We start from the raw sequence: 15,519 nt of genomic DNA, 5'->3' as shown, positions 1-15,519 counted from the left end.
CTCACGGAGGTGCTGTCGTCATGGCGTGGGTCCTGCTCGTCGTCGCGGGTCTGCTGGAAGTCGCCTGGTCGGTCGGGATGAAGTACACCGACGGGTTCACCCGTCTCTGGCCCAGCGTGTTCACCGGTGCCGGGATCGTCGCGTCCATGCTGCTGCTCTCGCAGGCCGCCAGGACGCTGCCGATCGGCACGGCGTACGGGGTGTGGGTCGGCATCGGCGCGGCCGGCGCGGCGGTGCTCGGCATGGTGGTCCTGGGGGAGCCGGCGACCGCCGCCCGCGTCTTCTTCGTCTGTCTGCTGGTCGTCGCGGTGGTGGGGCTGAAGGCGACCTCGGGTCACTGACCCCGTTCGGCGGTACGGGCGGGACCGGATTCCGGGGCGGCGGTGCGGGGGCGTCCGGCCTCCGGGCCGGTGCCGCCGGGCGGCCCGTCCGCCCCGGCCGCCCGTTCGGCCGCCGGGCTCCGCGTCGCGGCTCCCGGCCCGGCCTCTCCGGCCGCTCCCGTCGCCCCCGGCGTCCCCGTCGCTCCCGGTACGTACTCCCCGGCCATGTCCTCCTCCGACGAGGACGGGTGCGGCGGGGACGGGGGCGAGGAGGGCGACGGGTCCGGCGGCGACGGCGGGACCGGGGCGCCCGACGCGCTCGAAGGGTGGGCGGGACGGGAGGAGTGCGCCGTGTTCGCGGAGTTCGCCGCGTTCGGCGGGGCCGGTGCGCCGGACGCGTCCGGCGCCGCCGTCTCCTCCGCCTCCGCCCCCGGCATCAGCCGCAGGTCGAACTCCTTCGGGGACGTCTCCGCGAGCGCTTCCCGGGTGAAGGCGCCCCAGATCTCGGCGGGCGGCCCGCCCCCGGCGACCCGGGGCTGGCCGAGGGCCCCGTACAGCGGTTTCTGGTGTCCCGTCTCCGGGTCCTGGCCCATCAGCGCGACGACCGCCGCCAGGTCCGGGGTGTACCCCGCGAACCAGGCGGCCTTGTCGTCCTCCGCCGTGCCCGTCTTGCCCGCCGCCGGGCGCCCGACGGATCGCGCGGCCGTTCCCGTGCCCGTCTCGATGACGCCCCGCAGGACCGAGGTGGTGGTGTCGGCGGCCTCCCGGGACACCGCCTGCCGGGGCCGGGGGGCCGGGAGCGACAGCTCCGTGCCTTCCCTGGAGACCCCCTCGACCAGGGAGTACCCGCCGTGCCTGCCGTGCGCGGCGAGCGACGCGTACGCCGTGGCCATGTCCAGGACGCTGGCGGTGGCCGGGCCGAGCGCGATGGAGGGGGAGGCGGTGAGGTCGGGCGTGGACCCGGGCAGGCCGAGGGCGACGGCGGTCCGGCGTACGCGTTCGGGGCCGACGTCGACCGCCATCTGGGCGTACACGGCGTTCACCGACAGGTCCGTGGCGGCGGTGACGGGGATCTCGCCGTAACTCGCGTCGTCCTCGTTGGCCGGTTCGTACGGGGCGCCGTTCCAGCCCTCCACCGGGCGCCGGTTGGTCCCGTCGTACAGCGTGTGCGGGGTGATCGGCAGGCCCTGCTGGGTCTGCGCGCCGTTCTGCACGGCCGCCGCGAGGACGAAGGGCTTGAAGGTGGAGCCCACCTGGTAGTCGCGGCGGGTGGCGTTGTTGACGTACTGGCGGGTGTAGTCGATCCCGCCGTACATCGCGAGGACCTCGCCGGTCGCCGGATCGACGGCCGCCGCCCCGACCCGCACGTACCGGTCGGCGGGGCGGCGCGCCGGGTCGAGCCGGGACACGACCCGGTCCTCCACGGCCCGGACGAGGGCGTCCTGCGCGGCCGGTTCGAGGGTGGTCGTGATCCGGAAGCCGCCGGCGGCGAGGGCCTTCTCGTCGACGATCCCGCGCCCGGTCAGGTGGTCCTCGACGGCCCGGACGAGGTAGCCGCGCTGTCCGGACAGGGTGGGCGCGCTGCGGGCGGCCTGCGGGACGGGGAAGCGGAGCGCGGCGCGTTCCGCGCGGCCGAGCCACCCCTCGGTGACCATGCCGTCGAGGACGTAGTGCCAGCGGGCGACGGCCTTGGCGCGGTTCTCCGGGTGGGTGGTGACGTCGTAGGCGCTGGGGGCCTTGAGGAGGGAGGCGAGGTACGCGCCCTCGGCGGTGTCCAGGTGTTCGACGTCCTTGCCGTAGTAGGCGCGGGCGGCGGCCTGCACGCCGTACGCGTTCCGGCCGAAGTAGCTGGTGTTCAGGTAGCCCTGGAGGATCTCGTCCTTGCTCTTCTCGCGGCTGAGCCGGAGCGCGATGAAGAACTCCTTCGCCTTGCGGGTGAGGGTCTGTTCCTGGCCCAGATAGTAGTTCTTGACGTACTGCTGGGTGATGGTGGAGCCGGACTGGCGGCCCTTGCCGGTGACGGTGTTCCAGGCGGCGCGGACCATCGCCTTGGGGTCGACGGCGCGCGAGGTGGGGAAGTCGCGCTCCTCGGCGGCGAGGACGGCCCGCCGGAAGGAGAGCGGGATCTGGCGGAGCCGGACGTTCTCGCGGTTGACCTCGCCGTCGCGGGCGAGGGGGGTGCCGTCCCGGTAGAGGTAGACGTTCGTCTGGGCGACGGCGGCGGCGTTGGCGGGCGGGACGTCCACCAGGAGGTAGCCGGCGACGAGGGCGCCGGCGAGGAGGAGCGTGCCGAGCAGGAGGAGCCCGAGGAGGCCCCGCAGGAAGCGGCGGAAGGGGCCGCGGCGGGGCGGGCGGGGCTTCGTGCCCGGCCCGCCGGCCGTCTTCGGCGCGGGAAGGGTGGGGTCCCTGGGCTCCCAGCCCGGGCGGGACGCCCGGGGGTTGCCGCCCGGACCGCTCGTACCGGAGGAACCGGAGGAACCAGAGGAGACGGACATAAAACAGCATATTGCCCTTAAAGCGGCAAAACATCTGAACGCGACCCGGAAGTGACGCGAAAACGGGTCGCGACGGCGGCCGCGCTCCCGCTAGGGTCGTGCGCTTCGCCGTCAGGGAAGGGAGCCCCATGCTGCGGCTGTACGCGACGGTGGCCGCGGGCGGGTTCCGGCGCTACGCCACCTACCGGGTGGCGACGGCGGCGGGCGTCTTCACCAACAGCGTCTTCGGCCTCGTCCTCTCCTGCACCTACATCGCCCTCTGGGACGAACGGCCTCACCTCGGCGGCTACTCCGCGGACGACGCCCTCGCCTACGTGTGGATCGGACAGGCCCTCATCACCGTCTGCGGCCTGATGGGCGGCGGCTTCGAGGACGAGCTGATCGAACGGATCAGGACCGGCGACATCGCCGTCGACCTCTACCGCCCCGCCGACCTCCAGGCGTGGTGGTTCTCGGCCAACGCGGGCCGGTGCGCCTTCCAGTTCCTCGGCCGGGGCGTCGCCCCGATGACGCTCGGCGCCCTCGTCTTCGGCTTCACCCTGCCGTCGGGGCCGGGCGGCTGGGCGGCGTTCCTGCTCGCGGTGGCGCTGGGCTCGGTGGTCGGCTTCGCCCTCTGGTACCTGGTGGCGATGAGCGCGTTCTGGCTGCTCGACGGCCAGGGAGTGGTCCAGGTGGCCTGGCTGGGCGGCCTCTTCTTCTCGGGGATGCTGCTCCCGCTGAACGTCTTCCCGGGGACCCTGGGCGAGGTCGCCCGGCTGCTGCCCTGGGCCTCGCTCCTCCAGGTCCCGGCCGACGTGTACCTGGGCAGGTACCGGGGCTGGGACCTCGCGGGGGCGTACGGCTTCCAGGGCTGCTGGGCCCTGATCCTGCTCGGCGCGGGCCGGGCGGCGCAGGCGGCGGCGACGCGGAAGGTGGTGGTGCAGGGTGGCTGAGACGGAGGCGGGCCTCCCGGAGGAGGCTCCCGCGCGCGCGGACGGAGGGCCGGACGGCCTTCCCCGTACGGGTGCGGACGGCGAGCGGCCCCGTACGGGCCAGGGCAGCAGGTCCCCTACGGGACCGGACAGCGGCCGGTCCCGTACGCCCCCGGACGGCGAGCGGCCCCGTACGGGACCGGACGGCCCGCCCCGTACGTACCGCGGCCTCGCCGACTCCCTCCGTACGTACCGGATGGTGGCGGCCATGTGGATCCGGTCCACGACGGCGTACCGCGCCTCCTTCGCCCTCACCCTCTTCACCAGCTTCTGCGTGACCTTCTTCGACTTCGTCGTCATCCTCCTGATGTTCGGTCAGGTGGAGGGGCTCGGCGGCTTCTCCTTCGCGGAGGTCGCCCTCCTGTACGGGACGGCCGGCACGTCCTTCGGGATCGCGGACCTGACGATGGGCTCGCTCCAGCGGATGGGGAAGCGGGTCAGGGACGGTTCGCTCGACGTCTTCCTGACGCGCCCGGCGCCGCTGCTCGCCCAGGTCGCGGCGGACAAGTTCGCGCTGCGCCGCGTCGGCCGGGTCGCGCAGGCACTGGCCGTCCTGGTCTGGAGCCTGCTCCTGCTCGACGTGGACTGGACGCCGGCGAAGGCGGTGCTGCTGCCGGTGGCGGTGGTCTGCGGGGCGGTGATCTTCAGCGCCGTGATGGTGATCGGCGCGTCCGCCCTCTTCTGGATCCAGGACGCGGCGGAGGTCACGAACTCCTTCACGTACGGCGGGAACACCCTCCTCCAGTACCCGCCGTCGGTCTTCGCGCAGGAGCTGGTGCGGGGTGTCGTGTACGTCGTGCCGCTGGCGTTCGTGAGCTGGCTGCCCGCCCTGTACGTGCTCGGCCGGCCGGCCCCGCCGGGGGTGCCGGAGTGGGCGGCGTTCGCGTCGCCCCCGGTGGCGCTCGCCTGCTGCGGGGTCGCGGGCCTCGCCTGGCGGGCGGGAATCCGTTCGTACCGATCGACGGGAAGCTGAGGCCATGGTTCCGACCGAACCCTTCATCCATCTGGACGAGGTGGAGAAGACCTTCACGGTCCGCCGCCGGACGGGCCCGTTCCGCCGGGAGAAGCGCGAGGTCCGGGCGGTCGACGGGATCTCGTTCGGGGTGGAGCGCGGCGAGATGGTCGGCTACATCGGCCCCAACGGCGCCGGGAAGTCCACCACCATCAAGATGCTGACCGGCATCCTCACCCCCAGCGGCGGCCGGCTGCGGGTCGCCGGCATCGACCCGGCGCGGGAACGCACCCGCCTGGCCCGGCGGATGGGAGTGGTGTTCGGCCAGCGGACCACGCTCTGGTGGGACCTGCCCCTGAAGGACTCGTACAGGCTGACGCACCGCATGTACCGCATCCCGGACGCCCGCTACCGCGAGAACCTCGACCGGTGCGTGGAGCTCCTGGACCTCGGGGACCTGCTCGACGTGCCCGTACGGCAGCTCTCGCTCGGCCAGCGGATGCGCGGCGACATCGCGGCGGCCCTGCTGCACGACCCCGAGGTGCTGTACCTGGACGAGCCGACGATCGGCCTGGACGTGGTCTCCAAGGCACGGGTGCGGGAGTTCCTGGGGGACCTGAACCGCGAGCGCGGCACGACGGTCCTCCTCACCACCCACGACCTGACCGACATCGAGCGGCTCTGCTCCCGCGTGATGGTCATCGACCACGGGCGCCTGATGTACGACGGCGGACCGGCCGGCCTGCACGCGGTCGGCGGGAGCGAACGGCTCCTCGTGGTGGACCTGGAGCGCGAGCTGCCCCCGATCGAGGTGCCCGGCGCCCGCTTCGTCCGCGCGGAGGGCCCCCGCCAGTGGCTCGCCTTCCCGGCCACGGCGTCGGCGGCGCCCCTGGTCGCGGCGGTGGCGGCGACGCATCCCCTGGTGGACCTCTCGGTGCGGGAACCGGACATCGAGGCGGTGATCGCGAAGATGTACGGGGGAACTCGGGACGAGCGCCGGGAGTCCCTGATGTAGGAGGTCGACCATGGTGAGTTTCTCGTACACGGCGGCGGACGAGGAGAAGAGCAGGGGCGTCCGGCGGATGAAGACGCTGGCGACGTCCCTGCTGCTCCTCGTGGCCGTGATCTACGCCCTGGCGACGTGGGCGCGGAACGCGGGAGCGGGGGCCTGGGCCGGGTACGTCGCCGCGGCGGCGGAGGCGGGCATGGTCGGCGCGCTGGCGGACTGGTTCGCGGTGACCGCCCTCTTCCGGCACCCGCTGGGCGTGCCGATCCCGCACACCGCGATCATCCCGAAGAAGAAGGACCAGCTCGGTGCGTCCCTCGGCACCTTCGTCGGCGAGAACTTCCTGTCGGCGGACGTCGTGCGCGGCAGGCTCACCGCCCTGGGCGTCGGCGGTCGGCTGGGCACCTGGCTGGCGGACCCGGCCCACGCGGACCGCGTGGTGGCGGAACTCTCCACGGCCCTGCGGGGCGCGCTGACGGTGCTGCGCGACTCGGACGTGCAGGCGGTCGTGGGAGAGGCGATCACCCGGCGGGCGGAGGCGATGGAGATCGCGCCGCCCCTGGGCAAGACGCTGGAGAAGGTGGTCGACGACGGGGCGCACCGCCGGGGGGTGGACCTGGTCTGCGCCCGGGCCCACGACTGGCTGGTCACCCACGGGGACTCGGTGATGGACGCGGTCCAGGGCGGCGCGCCGGGCTGGACGCCGCGCTTCGTGGACAAGCGCATCGGGGAACGCGTCTACAAGGAGCTGCTCCGCTTCGTCACGGAGATGCGGGACATGCCGGGGCATCCGGCGCGGGGCGCGATCGACCGGTTCCTCGCGGACTTCGCGGCCGAACTGCAGGCGGACACGGACACCCGGGCCCGCGTCGAGCGCCTGAAGTCGGACCTGCTGGCCCGGCCCGAGGTCCAGGACGTCATCGCCTCGGCCTGGGCGTCGGTCCGGGCGCTGATCATCGCGGCGGCCGAGGACGACCACAGCCAGCTCCGCCTGCGCGCCCGCGCCTCCCTGATCTCCCTGGGCCGGCGCCTCTCGTCGGACGCCCGCCTCCAGGCGAAGGTCGACGGCTGGGCGGAGGACGCGGCGGCCTACCTCGTCACCACGTACCGCACCGAGATCACGTCCCTGATCACGGACACGGTCGCGAGCTGGGACGCCACCCAGACCTCCCGGAAGATCGAGGCCAACATCGGCCGCGACCTCCAGTTCATCCGCATCAACGGCACGGTGGTGGGCGCGCTGGCGGGCCTGCTGATCTACACGGTGAGCCACGGGCTGGGGGGCTGAGGGCGGGACCGTCCCTTCCGGGGCCGGCCCCCGTCGCGGCCTTCCGCAGGACCGGGCCCCGGCCCCGGGCTCAGCCCCGGCCCCGGGCTCAGCCCCTGTCGCGGGTGACGGCCCAGGAGGCGGCGGCGACGGCCCCGGCCACGGAGAACACGGCGGGCCAGGCCCCGATCCTCTTCGCGAGCGGGTGCGACCCGGCGAACGCGGCGACGTAGGCGGACGTCAGCCCCACGGACGCCTTCGTCCCGCCCGCCCGCTGCCACTCCCGCGCGGCCACCCCGCCGGCCACGGCGAGCACGGCACCGCCGAGCGGCCGCTTCCTGGTCCACCGGGCGACGGCGTACCCGCCGACGAGTCCGGCGGCGGCTACGGCGGGGGAGGGAATGCGGGGCATGGCGGGGCCTCTCGGGTCGACGGGTCGTCCTCCGAGCGTACGAGGTGCGTACGGGGCCCTCGCGCGGGGTCAGGGTCCGGCGGGGGCGCGGGTGCCGCCGTGGGCCTCCCGGCCGGGCGAAGGCGAGGACCCGCCGGGGGTGCGGGAGGCGCACCGGGCGCACAGCGTCTCGTCCCCGACGGGCCGGAACAGCATCGGCTGGACGTGGTCGCCGGAGCACTCGCGGGTGCCTTCGAGGCGCGGTGACAGCCGGGGCCCGGACGGCGGGGCCGCCCGGGGAAGCGCGCGGGGCGGCACGTCGCGGAGCAGGTACCGGACCAGCCCGCCGGGCCGGTGGACGGGGGTCCCGGCACCGGGAAGGCCGCGCAGGACGTGCGCGTGGACGTCGGCGGAGGTGTGCCCGGCGTCGAGCCAGCGGGTGGCGAGGCGGACGAGTTCGTCGCGCATGCCGGGCGGGATGTGACGCAGGGCGGGGGAGAGGAGCGGCAGCGCGCCGACGAGGGCGCGGGCCTCCTCCCGTCGCGGGCCGGTGGACGCCTCGTCGGCGGGGAGGGGGGCGGGCGCGGTCCGGCGACCGGGCCCTTCGGGCTCGCCGGACGGTTCGTCAGGTTCGCTGACCGGCTGGCCGTCGGGGTGGTCGACCGGCTCGTCGGGGGACGACGGAAGGTGGGAGGTGTCTTCCCCGAGGTCTTTCTCTGGATGACCGCCGGTCGACGGGGTCTCCGGAGCACCGGCGGCCGGGACACCGACGGCTCGTTTCCGGGGACTCGGCGCGACCTGCGGGGACACCTCGTGCGGGCGGTCGGAGAGGAGCGTCCGGGCGAGGATCTTGGCGGCCTCACCGGCCGTCAGGGGGGAGCTGGAGACGAGCTGTTGGGTGATCCAGAGCCCACCGGCGCCCTGGACCCGCCGCTCGTGTACGAACCCCTCCGCCTTGAGCTGCCGCTTGGCGCGGGTGAACGCGCATGCCCCGATCCGGGCACGTTCGGCGCTCCGGGAGAGTGATTCACGGGCGTTCGGGGGGAGGGAGAGCTGCCAGGTCAGGAGACGTACGGCATCGGAGTTGAGGCGGGGGTGCCGGATGATCTCGTGCGAGAACTGGCTGAAGGCACGGGAGGGCGCGATAACGTTGCGGTAGATCACGGTGGGTGCTTCCACTAGTGGTTCAGGCCCTCGCTGGTGGTTGCCGCCACCGGTGAGGGCCGTTTTGCACGACCGTACAGCACGCCGCGTGTCAAGCCGGACACACGGAGTGAAGATCACCTATGTGGGTGATCACCAGGGCCGTGCCGCAGTCTTCAGCCCCACCGGGGCACCCACGCGCCCCCTCGGCTCGGCGCCCGGAAGCGTCCGGCCGGGCTGGAGCGAGGGCGCACGGAGGAACCGAACGACAGCGCCGTATCCTGAGCCGGGCAACGCGGGCACGTCCGGTGCGGCGCGGCCGTCCACGCCGGGCATCGGGTCCCCGGCTGACGATGGGGAGTCGACAGTGATCAGCCTGGCCGCAGTGGGGGGAGTGGCCCTGATCGAACTGGGCATGGCCCTGACCCCGGGACCCAACATGATCCACCTCGCCTCACGCGCGATCACCCAGGGCCGCAGGGCGGGCCTCGTCAGCCTGAGCGGGACCGCCGTGGGATTCCTGTGCTACCTGGTGGCCGCGGCCGCCGGCCTGTCCGCGCTGTTCGCCGCCGTGCCGCTCGCGTACACGGTGGTCAAACTCGCCGGAGCCGCCTACCTCGCCTACCTGGCCTGGGACATGCTCAAGCCCGGTGGCCGCTCCCCCTTCGCCCCGGCCGGAGACCTGCCTCCCGTCTCCGACGCCCGCCTCTTCTCGACGGGCCTCCTGACCAATCTCCTCAACCCCAAGATCGCTCTCCTGTACGCCGCTCTCCTGCCCCAGTTCATGGACCCGCAGGCGGGCCCGTCCTGGGCGCAACTGCTGCAACTCGGCAGTGTGCAGATCGTCGTGGGGCTCTCCGTGAACGCCCTGATCATGCTGAGCGCGGCGCGGGTGTCGGGGTTCCTGGCCACCCGGCCCCGCGTGATGGCCGCCCAGCGGTACGCGGCAGGCGGCCTGCTCGGCGTCTTCGCGCTGCGCACGGCCCTGTCCCGCACCCCCGTCTCGGCCTGAGGCGCGCACGCGCACCGGTGAGACCGGCGCCCCCGCCTCGCCTCAGCGCTCGGAGGCGTCCCGCCAGTAGTCCGCCAGCATCTCGCCCGGCCACGCCGGCTGGGTGACGGGCCCGCGAGGAAGCATCTCCCGGAACACGGCCACGAGGTCCACGACGTGGGTCCCCTCGTCGGCGTCGAGGTCCGTGACGTGCAGGTCGCGTCCGTCGACCTCGAGGAGCCTCGGGAAAGAGGTCGCGAGCCGGGCCGGGCGCCGGTGGTTGTGGTGCACGAAGGTCCCGGTCGCCGGCCAGGCGGGATTGTCGCGGGGGCTGCGCGCGTGGAGGGCGACGTCGTCCGGGGAGCCGAGGTTGAAGAACCAGGTGACCTGGAGGTGGGAGAACTCCTCGATGCCCCGCAGCGTCTCGACGGGAAACTCCGGCCGCAGACGGATGACCGACTCCACACCGCCCTTGAAGTCGTCACGCTTCCCGGTGTGCCCCCCGACGACGTCGGCGATGACCGGCACCTGAACGAACTCTGCGGTCACGGAGGGACCTTCTTCCTTCTCGGCGGGGCGACTTGGGGATGCGGCGGCGTCAGATTACTCGCCGGAGGACCGCTCGGGCCCGTGCGTCCACTTCGGATGCGGAAGGGATGCCGCGGCGGCGAAACGGAGAGAGGACCGTGCGCATCGTGACGGCGGCTTCCCGCGTCCTGCCGGATTGGACACCCTCCGTGGCGTCCAGGGCCCGGATCACGTCCGGCAGGCCGCATCGACATCGACATTGACCTGCCCGGCCTGAATGAGGACCTGATCAAGGATCAGGTCTCTGTTCCTTCCGGGGGCGCAGTTCTCCGTCAGGTCTGTGCCGGCGTCTGCGCAAGTGCTGCCCGGAGGATCGCGCCGGCATCATCCGGCAGGCCCAGGTCGTGCAGTTCAACCGCGATACGCATGACATCTCTTTCGACGCGGCTCCGGCCATTGATACCGATGGCCGTATCCGCCAAGTCATCTTGTCCGCCACGCCACAGGGCGATGGCTGCCGCGCTCTCTAGAGGGGACAGCGCAGCGGACGTCTCCTGGATGAGGGCAACTGCGTGACCAACCTGTCCTTCCCTGCGGAGGGATGCAGCGCTGACGGCGAGCTGCTGCGCCGCAGTCACATCACGCGCTCTCCGCTGCCGGTCCCCCGCGGAACGGGGGACCGGCAGCGGAGTACGGCGCGTGAGAGCGGCCGGATTGCTCCCGTCCCTGGAAGCAGGCTGGGGTGAAACCGTGGAGGGTTGACGGGCGAGAAGCCGGCTGTTCTCGTCACGAAGCTGCTGGTTTTCCCTGAGTGCTGGGCCGCAGTTCTGGCAGAAGGTTGCTTCAGCCGCCGCATGGAGCACACGCAGTTCCGCCGGAGAAAACGCCACTGAACCAGGAGATGCGTGCTCGACAGCGAGCTTGTGGAGCGCGAGCACGAAGCCGATGGGGGGCTTGCGCCGCCCGTTGCGGTAGCGGGAGATCTCGCTCGGGCTCTTGTGCCAGTTTGCCAGTGCCAGCAGCGCTGAAGCCTCAGCTAGCGTTCTGACCCTCAGGTGCTCGTAGAGAGTGGCTATCGCCCCAGCGAGTGCCTTCCGGCCTGGTGGCAGGTCCAGCCCCGTCGTGCCTGTCCTGCCTTTTCCCGCCATGACCGCCCCCTCTGAACGTGTGCGGTTCATTGTGCAACAAGGGGGCGTTGACTACTTTGCGCGCAAAGCGAGCTGGGGGTAGACGGCACCTCTGACCGCCGTGCTGAATGGATGAACCAGCTGGAAGCCCGGCAGAGCAGACCCTTGGTTTGTGCTGCCCGGCGAACGGCTCTCCAGGGTGTTCGGGTGTTCGCTGAGCGGAGGATGCAAGTGGCAGTGCCGTCGTGGCTCGACAAGTCGTTCGGGAGCAAGGTTCGTGCTGGCCTGTGGCTGGTCACGGAAGTGAGGGAAGGGAACATCTTCACCAAGGGGCAGTTGAGGGCCGCGTTCCCCGAGGTGGCGCAGATCGACCGCCGGGTGCGTGATCTGAGGGATCACGGCTGGCAGATCGACACCAAGCGTGAGGACGAGTCCCTCCACCTTGACGAGCAGCGTTTCGTGAAGAAGGGGGCCGACATCTGGCTTCCCGGTCAGTCGAAGTCCCCGAAGGAGAAGTCCGGCCTGACTGCTGCTCAGCGGACCAAGGTCCTCGTAGCTGACAGCTTCCTCTGCCGGTCCTGCGGCATCGGTGCGGGCGAGTCATTCGGTGACGGGGGTCAGGACGCGCAGCTGGATGTGGCGCGGCGGCAGGTTCAGCTGCCGGACGGAACGAGCGAGATCCAGCTCGTCACCGAATGCAACAGGTGCCGGGTGGGTGGCCGACAGCGTCAGGTGGACCTGGCTGACGTGCTGAGCCGCATCGAGTGTCTTACTCCGCTGGAGCGGAATGTCTTCGGTAACTGGCTGAACACCGACCACCGCGAACCCAGCCCGCTGGAGCGGCTCTGGGGCGAATACCGCACCCTGCCCGAACCGGCCCGCAAGGCAGTGCGGGACGCTGTGCACGGTACGGACAAGTAACAGACGAGGGGACCTGGTAAGCAGATGAAGCAGGAATTTCCGCCGCCGCCGCACGCCGCCGAGTTCGGCGAGCAGGTCAGGAAGCGACTTGAGGACGTGAGGAAGGCCGGCGGAACCCGTGAAACGGTCACGGTGGACTGGAACGGCCAGGCGCTTCATTGTGAAGTGATCGACTGCTCCATCAGCTCCGTCTTCTACAACCCCGAGACTCATCGCATCAGGGCGCAGCGCAGCCATGACCCTGCCAAGGACGCGGCCCTGACTGCAGATCCCTGGGCGGAGGACAGCCAGCGATATCTGGAGTTCCTCCTCAAGGCCGACCCGGCTGACCCTAACCGCCGGGACCCGGACTTCGACAAGCTGAAGGAGAGCCTTCAGCAGTTCGGCCAGAATGACCCTGGCCTGATCACTCACCGGGGCATCCTCGTCAACGGCAACACGCGTACGGCAGCCCTGCGAGAGCTGGGCCAGCAGACGATGCGGGTGGGTGTTCTGCCGGAGTGGTTCACCTGGGATGACATCAACTCCGTCGAGCTGGCCCTGCAGCTTCGCCGGGATCACCGGCGGGACTACTCGTACATCAACCGTCTTCTTGCCATGGAGGAGCAGGCCGGCCTCGGCCGGACAGCCGACGCCATTGCGAAGGACTTCCGCATCCGGCCGTCTACCTATCATCAGGAGCGCTGGATTCTTAGCACGATCCGCGAGCAGATCTCGCGCAGCACTGACGGTGGTGCGACTGGCCTGCGACTCGTCGATTTCGAGGACCACCAGGAGAAGCTCAAGGAACTGCACCGTGCGTACGAGAAACTCGCCGCTGCCGATCCTGATCGTGCGGATGTGCTGAAAGAACTCCGGATGGCGGCCATCGTCCTGGGATTTGCCAAGACGGATGTACGGCACATTGACGAGAGCTTCCGTGACCGCTACCTCTCCCGGACGATGTCATCAGGCTTCAGCGGTCCCGCGAGTGCACAGGCGGCCGTGTCCGTGCCGGGCCTCGGCGGAGTAACGCTTCCGGGAGCTTCTTCGGAGGTCTCTGCGGCCAGGGCGCTGACGGAGAAGGTGCTCCGTGCGAAGGCGGTGGCCAGCGCTTCCAGCGAGGCCGTCTCTGACGAGGACAGAAAAAATGCGCAGGGTGTCTTTCAGGAGGCGCGCGAGGCTTTCGACCAGGCGATTGACGCCGCCGGCCGTGATGCGCGGCTGAAGAAGCGCAAGCAGATGGCCCCCGCCCGTATCGCGGATGCCTGTGCCGATATCGACCAGAGCGTTGTGGAACTCGTACAGGCACGGGCGTCACGCAGCCTTGACGAGGAAGCTCTCGACGAGGCCGTATTGAAGCTGCGGGAGAGCCTGCGCAAGCTGGCCCAGCAGGCAGGGCGCGGGTCCGCGACCCCCGGCGACGGCGTGGCCTGGCTCATCGAGGCCGTTTCGCTGGAGGCGTCAGGATGAGCGGGCTCACCGCAGGCATGTCGTTGCGACTCGATTTCGACGACACGCGTACGAAGGTCGTTCTCCGGACGACGGAACAGTACCGGGACGAACTCGTCCAGCTAGCCGCCCGTTTTCGCTCGGGCAGCCAGCTGGGGGCCGTGGCGGCTGTTGTCGAACTCAACGATCTGCTGGGTGGGCTGGGCGCACTTTCATCCTGGCCGGACGCCACGGGTGTCGAATGGGCCCCAGAACTTCAGAATTTGGTCGTTGGCGTTCTTCAGGATGCCCAAGCAGTTAAAGAGCGCCTGGACGCACCGGATCACGAGGGAGAGCTCCAGCCTGACGAGGTCACCTTCCTGCTGGGGGAGGAGTGGAAGGCTGATCTCAGCGACTTCCAGAAGCGTGATGTCGCCAAACTGCTCTCGCTTCAGCATGGCGCCAACTTCAGTGTTCCCGGTGCCGGCAAGACGCGTGTGGGACTGGCCGTCTACGCCAGCCAGAAAGCACAGGGGAAAGTCAGGCGACTGCTCATCGTCTGTCCCAAGTCCGCCTACGAGGCATGGCAGTACGAGAGTGCGGTCTGCTTCCAGCATCCGCTGCGCACGGACATCCTCGGCAAGTCCTATGACCAGTGGGCGGAGGTGCTGATCGTCAACTACGAGCGGCTGGACCGGTCGCTCACGGTGCTGGCTGCCTGGTTGAAGGCCGCCCCGTCAATGATCATCCTTGATGAGGCGCACCGCATGAAGCTGGGTGCGCGGGGCACATATGGCGCTGCCTGCATGGCTCTTGGACCGCTTGCCCGGCGGAGGCTGATCCTGACAGGAACGCCTGCTCCCAACGGGGCCAAGGACCTGGAGAACCTTCTTGGCTTCGTCTGGCCTGGACACGGGCAACGCACGGTCACTCAGGCAGTCGCCGGTGGTGACTTGGCATATGCGAGCACCGTTCTGCGGCCTTTGTTCACCCGTACGACCAAGCAGGAGCTCGGACTCCCGCCGATGTCACTCCAGATGCGTTACGTGGATATGCCTCCGCTGCATGAGGAGATCTATACGTCGCTGGTCGGAGGGGAAGCGAGCGGTGCGGCGCGTGAAGACCTTAGCGCGCTGGGAAAGACCGCCCTGCGGTTGCTGATGGCCGCAGTGTGTCCTGCGCTCTTGACCGAAGGTGCAAACAAATACGACCCACTTGCTTATCAATTGCCCCCCCTGGAAATTCCGCAGGGAAGCTCCCTTTACTCCCTCATGCAGAACCTTCCGGACCACGAGATGTCGCCCAAGTATCAGGAGGCGGCGCTCATCGTGGCGGAGAACGCGGAGAGGGGGCGCAAGACGCTCGTCTGGACGACTTTTGTCCGGAGCCTCGCTACTCTCGAAAAGCTCCTCGGGAAGTTCGGTCCTGCGGTGGTGTACGGCGGGACTCCCGATCGGGAGGAGCAGCTACGCCGTTTCCGCGAAGACCCGGACTGCATGGTGCTGATCTCTAATCCTGCAACTCTGGGGGAGGGGATCAGCCTGCATCAGGTGTGCCATGACGCCGTTTACGTAGACCGGGACTTCATGGCCGGTCGATTCCTCCAGAGCATGGACCGGATTCACCGCCTTGGGTTGCCTCCGGATACGGAGACCAACGCAACCGTTCTCGTGACGCGACGCACTATCGATGAGGTGGTGATGGCGCGGCTGGAAAAGAAACTGGAGTTCATGGGGAAGGTCCTTGACGACCCGTCGGTGCAGAAGCTTGCGGACCTTGAGGAGGAGCCGGCTGTAGCCGCGGGCCTGGCGCCGACCGACATGGCCGCACTGCTGAGCCACCTGGGAGTGGGTCTGGCGCGCTGAGCACCTGCGGTCGGTGGACGCAGGTACTCAGGCGGACAGGGTTGCTTGCCGCCACTTGCCTCGGCAAGTGGCGGCAAGCTATCTTCATCACTCGAAAGAGTGCATCTCGAACGTTCTTGCTAGTGCTGGAGG

14 protein-coding genes are annotated in these 15,519 nt (G+C 70.4%); 9 read left to right on the top strand and 5 right to left on the bottom strand.

Features of this window, described 5'->3' with window-relative positions:
* Window positions 1–20 precede the first annotated feature (20 nt).
* A complete protein-coding gene (locus tag ACZ6AQ_RS12855; RefSeq protein ID WP_388690337.1) occupies window positions 21–341 on the top strand; it encodes a DMT family transporter in 321 nt (106 codons plus the stop codon).
* On the opposite strand, the gene ACZ6AQ_RS12850 is transcribed toward ACZ6AQ_RS12855, so the two are convergent.
* Window positions 335–2,815: a transglycosylase domain-containing protein gene (locus tag ACZ6AQ_RS12850; protein WP_468759670.1), complete on the bottom strand. Its 2,481-nt coding sequence runs from the start codon at window positions 2,813–2,815 to the stop codon at window positions 335–337. The two genes, ACZ6AQ_RS12855 and ACZ6AQ_RS12850, sit on opposite strands and share 7 nt — an antisense overlap.
* A gap of 131 nt (window positions 2,816–2,946) precedes the next feature.
* On the opposite strand from ACZ6AQ_RS12850, the gene ACZ6AQ_RS12845 reads away from it, so the two are divergent.
* Genes ACZ6AQ_RS12845 through ACZ6AQ_RS12830 form a run of 4 tightly spaced genes read left to right on the top strand, consistent with a single transcriptional unit; the run spans window position 2,947 to window position 7,032 of the window.
* Complete coding sequence (locus tag ACZ6AQ_RS12845; RefSeq protein ID WP_468759832.1) at window positions 2,947–3,747, top strand: ABC transporter permease; 801 nt, start codon at window positions 2,947–2,949, stop codon at window positions 3,745–3,747.
* Window positions 3,740–4,759, top strand: a complete 1,020-nt coding sequence (locus ACZ6AQ_RS12840; RefSeq protein WP_468759668.1) for an ABC transporter permease — start codon at window positions 3,740–3,742, stop codon at window positions 4,757–4,759. Before ACZ6AQ_RS12845 ends, ACZ6AQ_RS12840 begins: the two co-directional genes overlap by 8 nt.
* Before the next feature lie 4 nt (window positions 4,760–4,763).
* Window positions 4,764–5,753: an ABC transporter ATP-binding protein gene (locus ACZ6AQ_RS12835; protein ID WP_468759666.1), complete on the top strand. Its 990-nt coding sequence runs from the start codon at window positions 4,764–4,766 to the stop codon at window positions 5,751–5,753.
* Between the two features lie 10 nt (window positions 5,754–5,763).
* The gene (locus ACZ6AQ_RS12830) at window positions 5,764–7,032 is read left to right on the top strand and encodes a DUF445 domain-containing protein (protein ID WP_468759665.1); all 1,269 of its coding nucleotides are present in this window, start codon (window positions 5,764–5,766) and stop codon (window positions 7,030–7,032) included.
* 88 nt (window positions 7,033–7,120) lie between these two features.
* Here the strand turns inward: ACZ6AQ_RS12830 and ACZ6AQ_RS12825 are convergent, their stop codons facing one another.
* Both ACZ6AQ_RS12825 and ACZ6AQ_RS12820 read right to left on the bottom strand, forming a co-directional pair.
* Window positions 7,121–7,423, bottom strand: a complete 303-nt coding sequence (locus ACZ6AQ_RS12825; RefSeq protein ID WP_468759663.1) for a hypothetical protein — start codon at window positions 7,421–7,423, stop codon at window positions 7,121–7,123.
* Window positions 7,424–7,492: 69 nt separating this feature from the next.
* Complete coding sequence (locus ACZ6AQ_RS12820) at window positions 7,493–8,566, bottom strand: hypothetical protein (RefSeq protein ID WP_468759662.1); 1,074 nt, start codon at window positions 8,564–8,566, stop codon at window positions 7,493–7,495.
* A 346-nt stretch (window positions 8,567–8,912) separates the two neighbouring features.
* Here ACZ6AQ_RS12820 and ACZ6AQ_RS12815 point away from each other — a divergent pair, with 346 nt between their 5' ends.
* Window positions 8,913–9,557: a LysE family translocator gene (locus ACZ6AQ_RS12815; RefSeq protein WP_468759661.1), complete on the top strand. Its 645-nt coding sequence runs from the start codon at window positions 8,913–8,915 to the stop codon at window positions 9,555–9,557.
* Between the two features lie 42 nt (window positions 9,558–9,599).
* Here ACZ6AQ_RS12815 and ACZ6AQ_RS12810 read toward each other — a convergent pair whose 3' ends face one another.
* Both ACZ6AQ_RS12810 and ACZ6AQ_RS12805 read right to left on the bottom strand, forming a co-directional pair.
* Window positions 9,600–10,085, bottom strand: a complete 486-nt coding sequence (locus tag ACZ6AQ_RS12810) for a TrmO family methyltransferase domain-containing protein (RefSeq protein WP_468759659.1) — start codon at window positions 10,083–10,085, stop codon at window positions 9,600–9,602.
* 311 nt (window positions 10,086–10,396) lie between these two features.
* A complete protein-coding gene (locus ACZ6AQ_RS12805) occupies window positions 10,397–11,212 on the bottom strand; it encodes a hypothetical protein (RefSeq protein WP_468759658.1) in 816 nt (271 codons plus the stop codon).
* A 204-nt stretch (window positions 11,213–11,416) separates the two neighbouring features.
* On the opposite strand from ACZ6AQ_RS12805, the gene ACZ6AQ_RS12800 reads away from it, so the two are divergent.
* The 3 genes from ACZ6AQ_RS12800 to ACZ6AQ_RS12790 are packed head-to-tail and all read left to right on the top strand — an operon-like array spanning window position 11,417 to window position 15,387.
* Complete coding sequence (locus ACZ6AQ_RS12800) at window positions 11,417–12,112, top strand: hypothetical protein (protein WP_468759830.1); 696 nt, start codon at window positions 11,417–11,419, stop codon at window positions 12,110–12,112.
* A 24-nt stretch (window positions 12,113–12,136) separates the two neighbouring features.
* Window positions 12,137–13,564 (top strand): hypothetical protein, encoded by a 1,428-nt coding sequence (locus ACZ6AQ_RS12795; RefSeq protein ID WP_468759657.1) that lies wholly within the window; start codon window positions 12,137–12,139, stop codon window positions 13,562–13,564.
* A complete protein-coding gene (locus ACZ6AQ_RS12790) occupies window positions 13,561–15,387 on the top strand; it encodes a DEAD/DEAH box helicase (RefSeq protein WP_468759655.1) in 1,827 nt (608 codons plus the stop codon). The genes ACZ6AQ_RS12795 and ACZ6AQ_RS12790 overlap by 4 nt, the downstream gene beginning before the upstream one ends.
* Window positions 15,388–15,519: the final 132 nt, after the last annotated feature.

Source organism: Streptomyces sp. NPDC041191 (assembly GCF_055591945.1).
Note: the sequence above shows the minus strand (reverse complement) of the source record. Positions and strands in the feature narration are given on the sequence as shown.

Bases quoted from the DNA above. Each gene is read 5' to 3' on its own strand.
- ACZ6AQ_RS12855 (WP_388690337.1), top strand. From the start codon at position 21: ATGGCGTGGGTCCTGCTCGTCGTCGCGGGTCTGCTGGAAGTCGCCTGG.
- ACZ6AQ_RS12825 (WP_468759663.1), bottom strand. From the start codon at position 7,423: ATGCCCCGCATTCCCTCCCCCGCCGTAGCCGCCGCCGGACTCGTCGGC.
- ACZ6AQ_RS12800 (WP_468759830.1), top strand. From the start codon at position 11,417: ATGCAAGTGGCAGTGCCGTCGTGGCTCGACAAGTCGTTCGGGAGCAAG.
- ACZ6AQ_RS12795 (WP_468759657.1), top strand. From the start codon at position 12,137: ATGAAGCAGGAATTTCCGCCGCCGCCGCACGCCGCCGAGTTCGGCGAG.
- ACZ6AQ_RS12805 (WP_468759658.1), bottom strand. From the start codon at position 11,212: ATGGCGGGAAAAGGCAGGACAGGCACGACGGGGCTGGACCTGCCACCA.
- ACZ6AQ_RS12790 (WP_468759655.1), top strand. From the start codon at position 13,561: ATGAGCGGGCTCACCGCAGGCATGTCGTTGCGACTCGATTTCGACGAC.
- ACZ6AQ_RS12850 (WP_468759670.1), bottom strand. From the start codon at position 2,815: ATGTCCGTCTCCTCTGGTTCCTCCGGTTCCTCCGGTACGAGCGGTCCG.
- ACZ6AQ_RS12835 (WP_468759666.1), top strand. From the start codon at position 4,764: ATGGTTCCGACCGAACCCTTCATCCATCTGGACGAGGTGGAGAAGACC.
- ACZ6AQ_RS12830 (WP_468759665.1), top strand. From the start codon at position 5,764: ATGGTGAGTTTCTCGTACACGGCGGCGGACGAGGAGAAGAGCAGGGGC.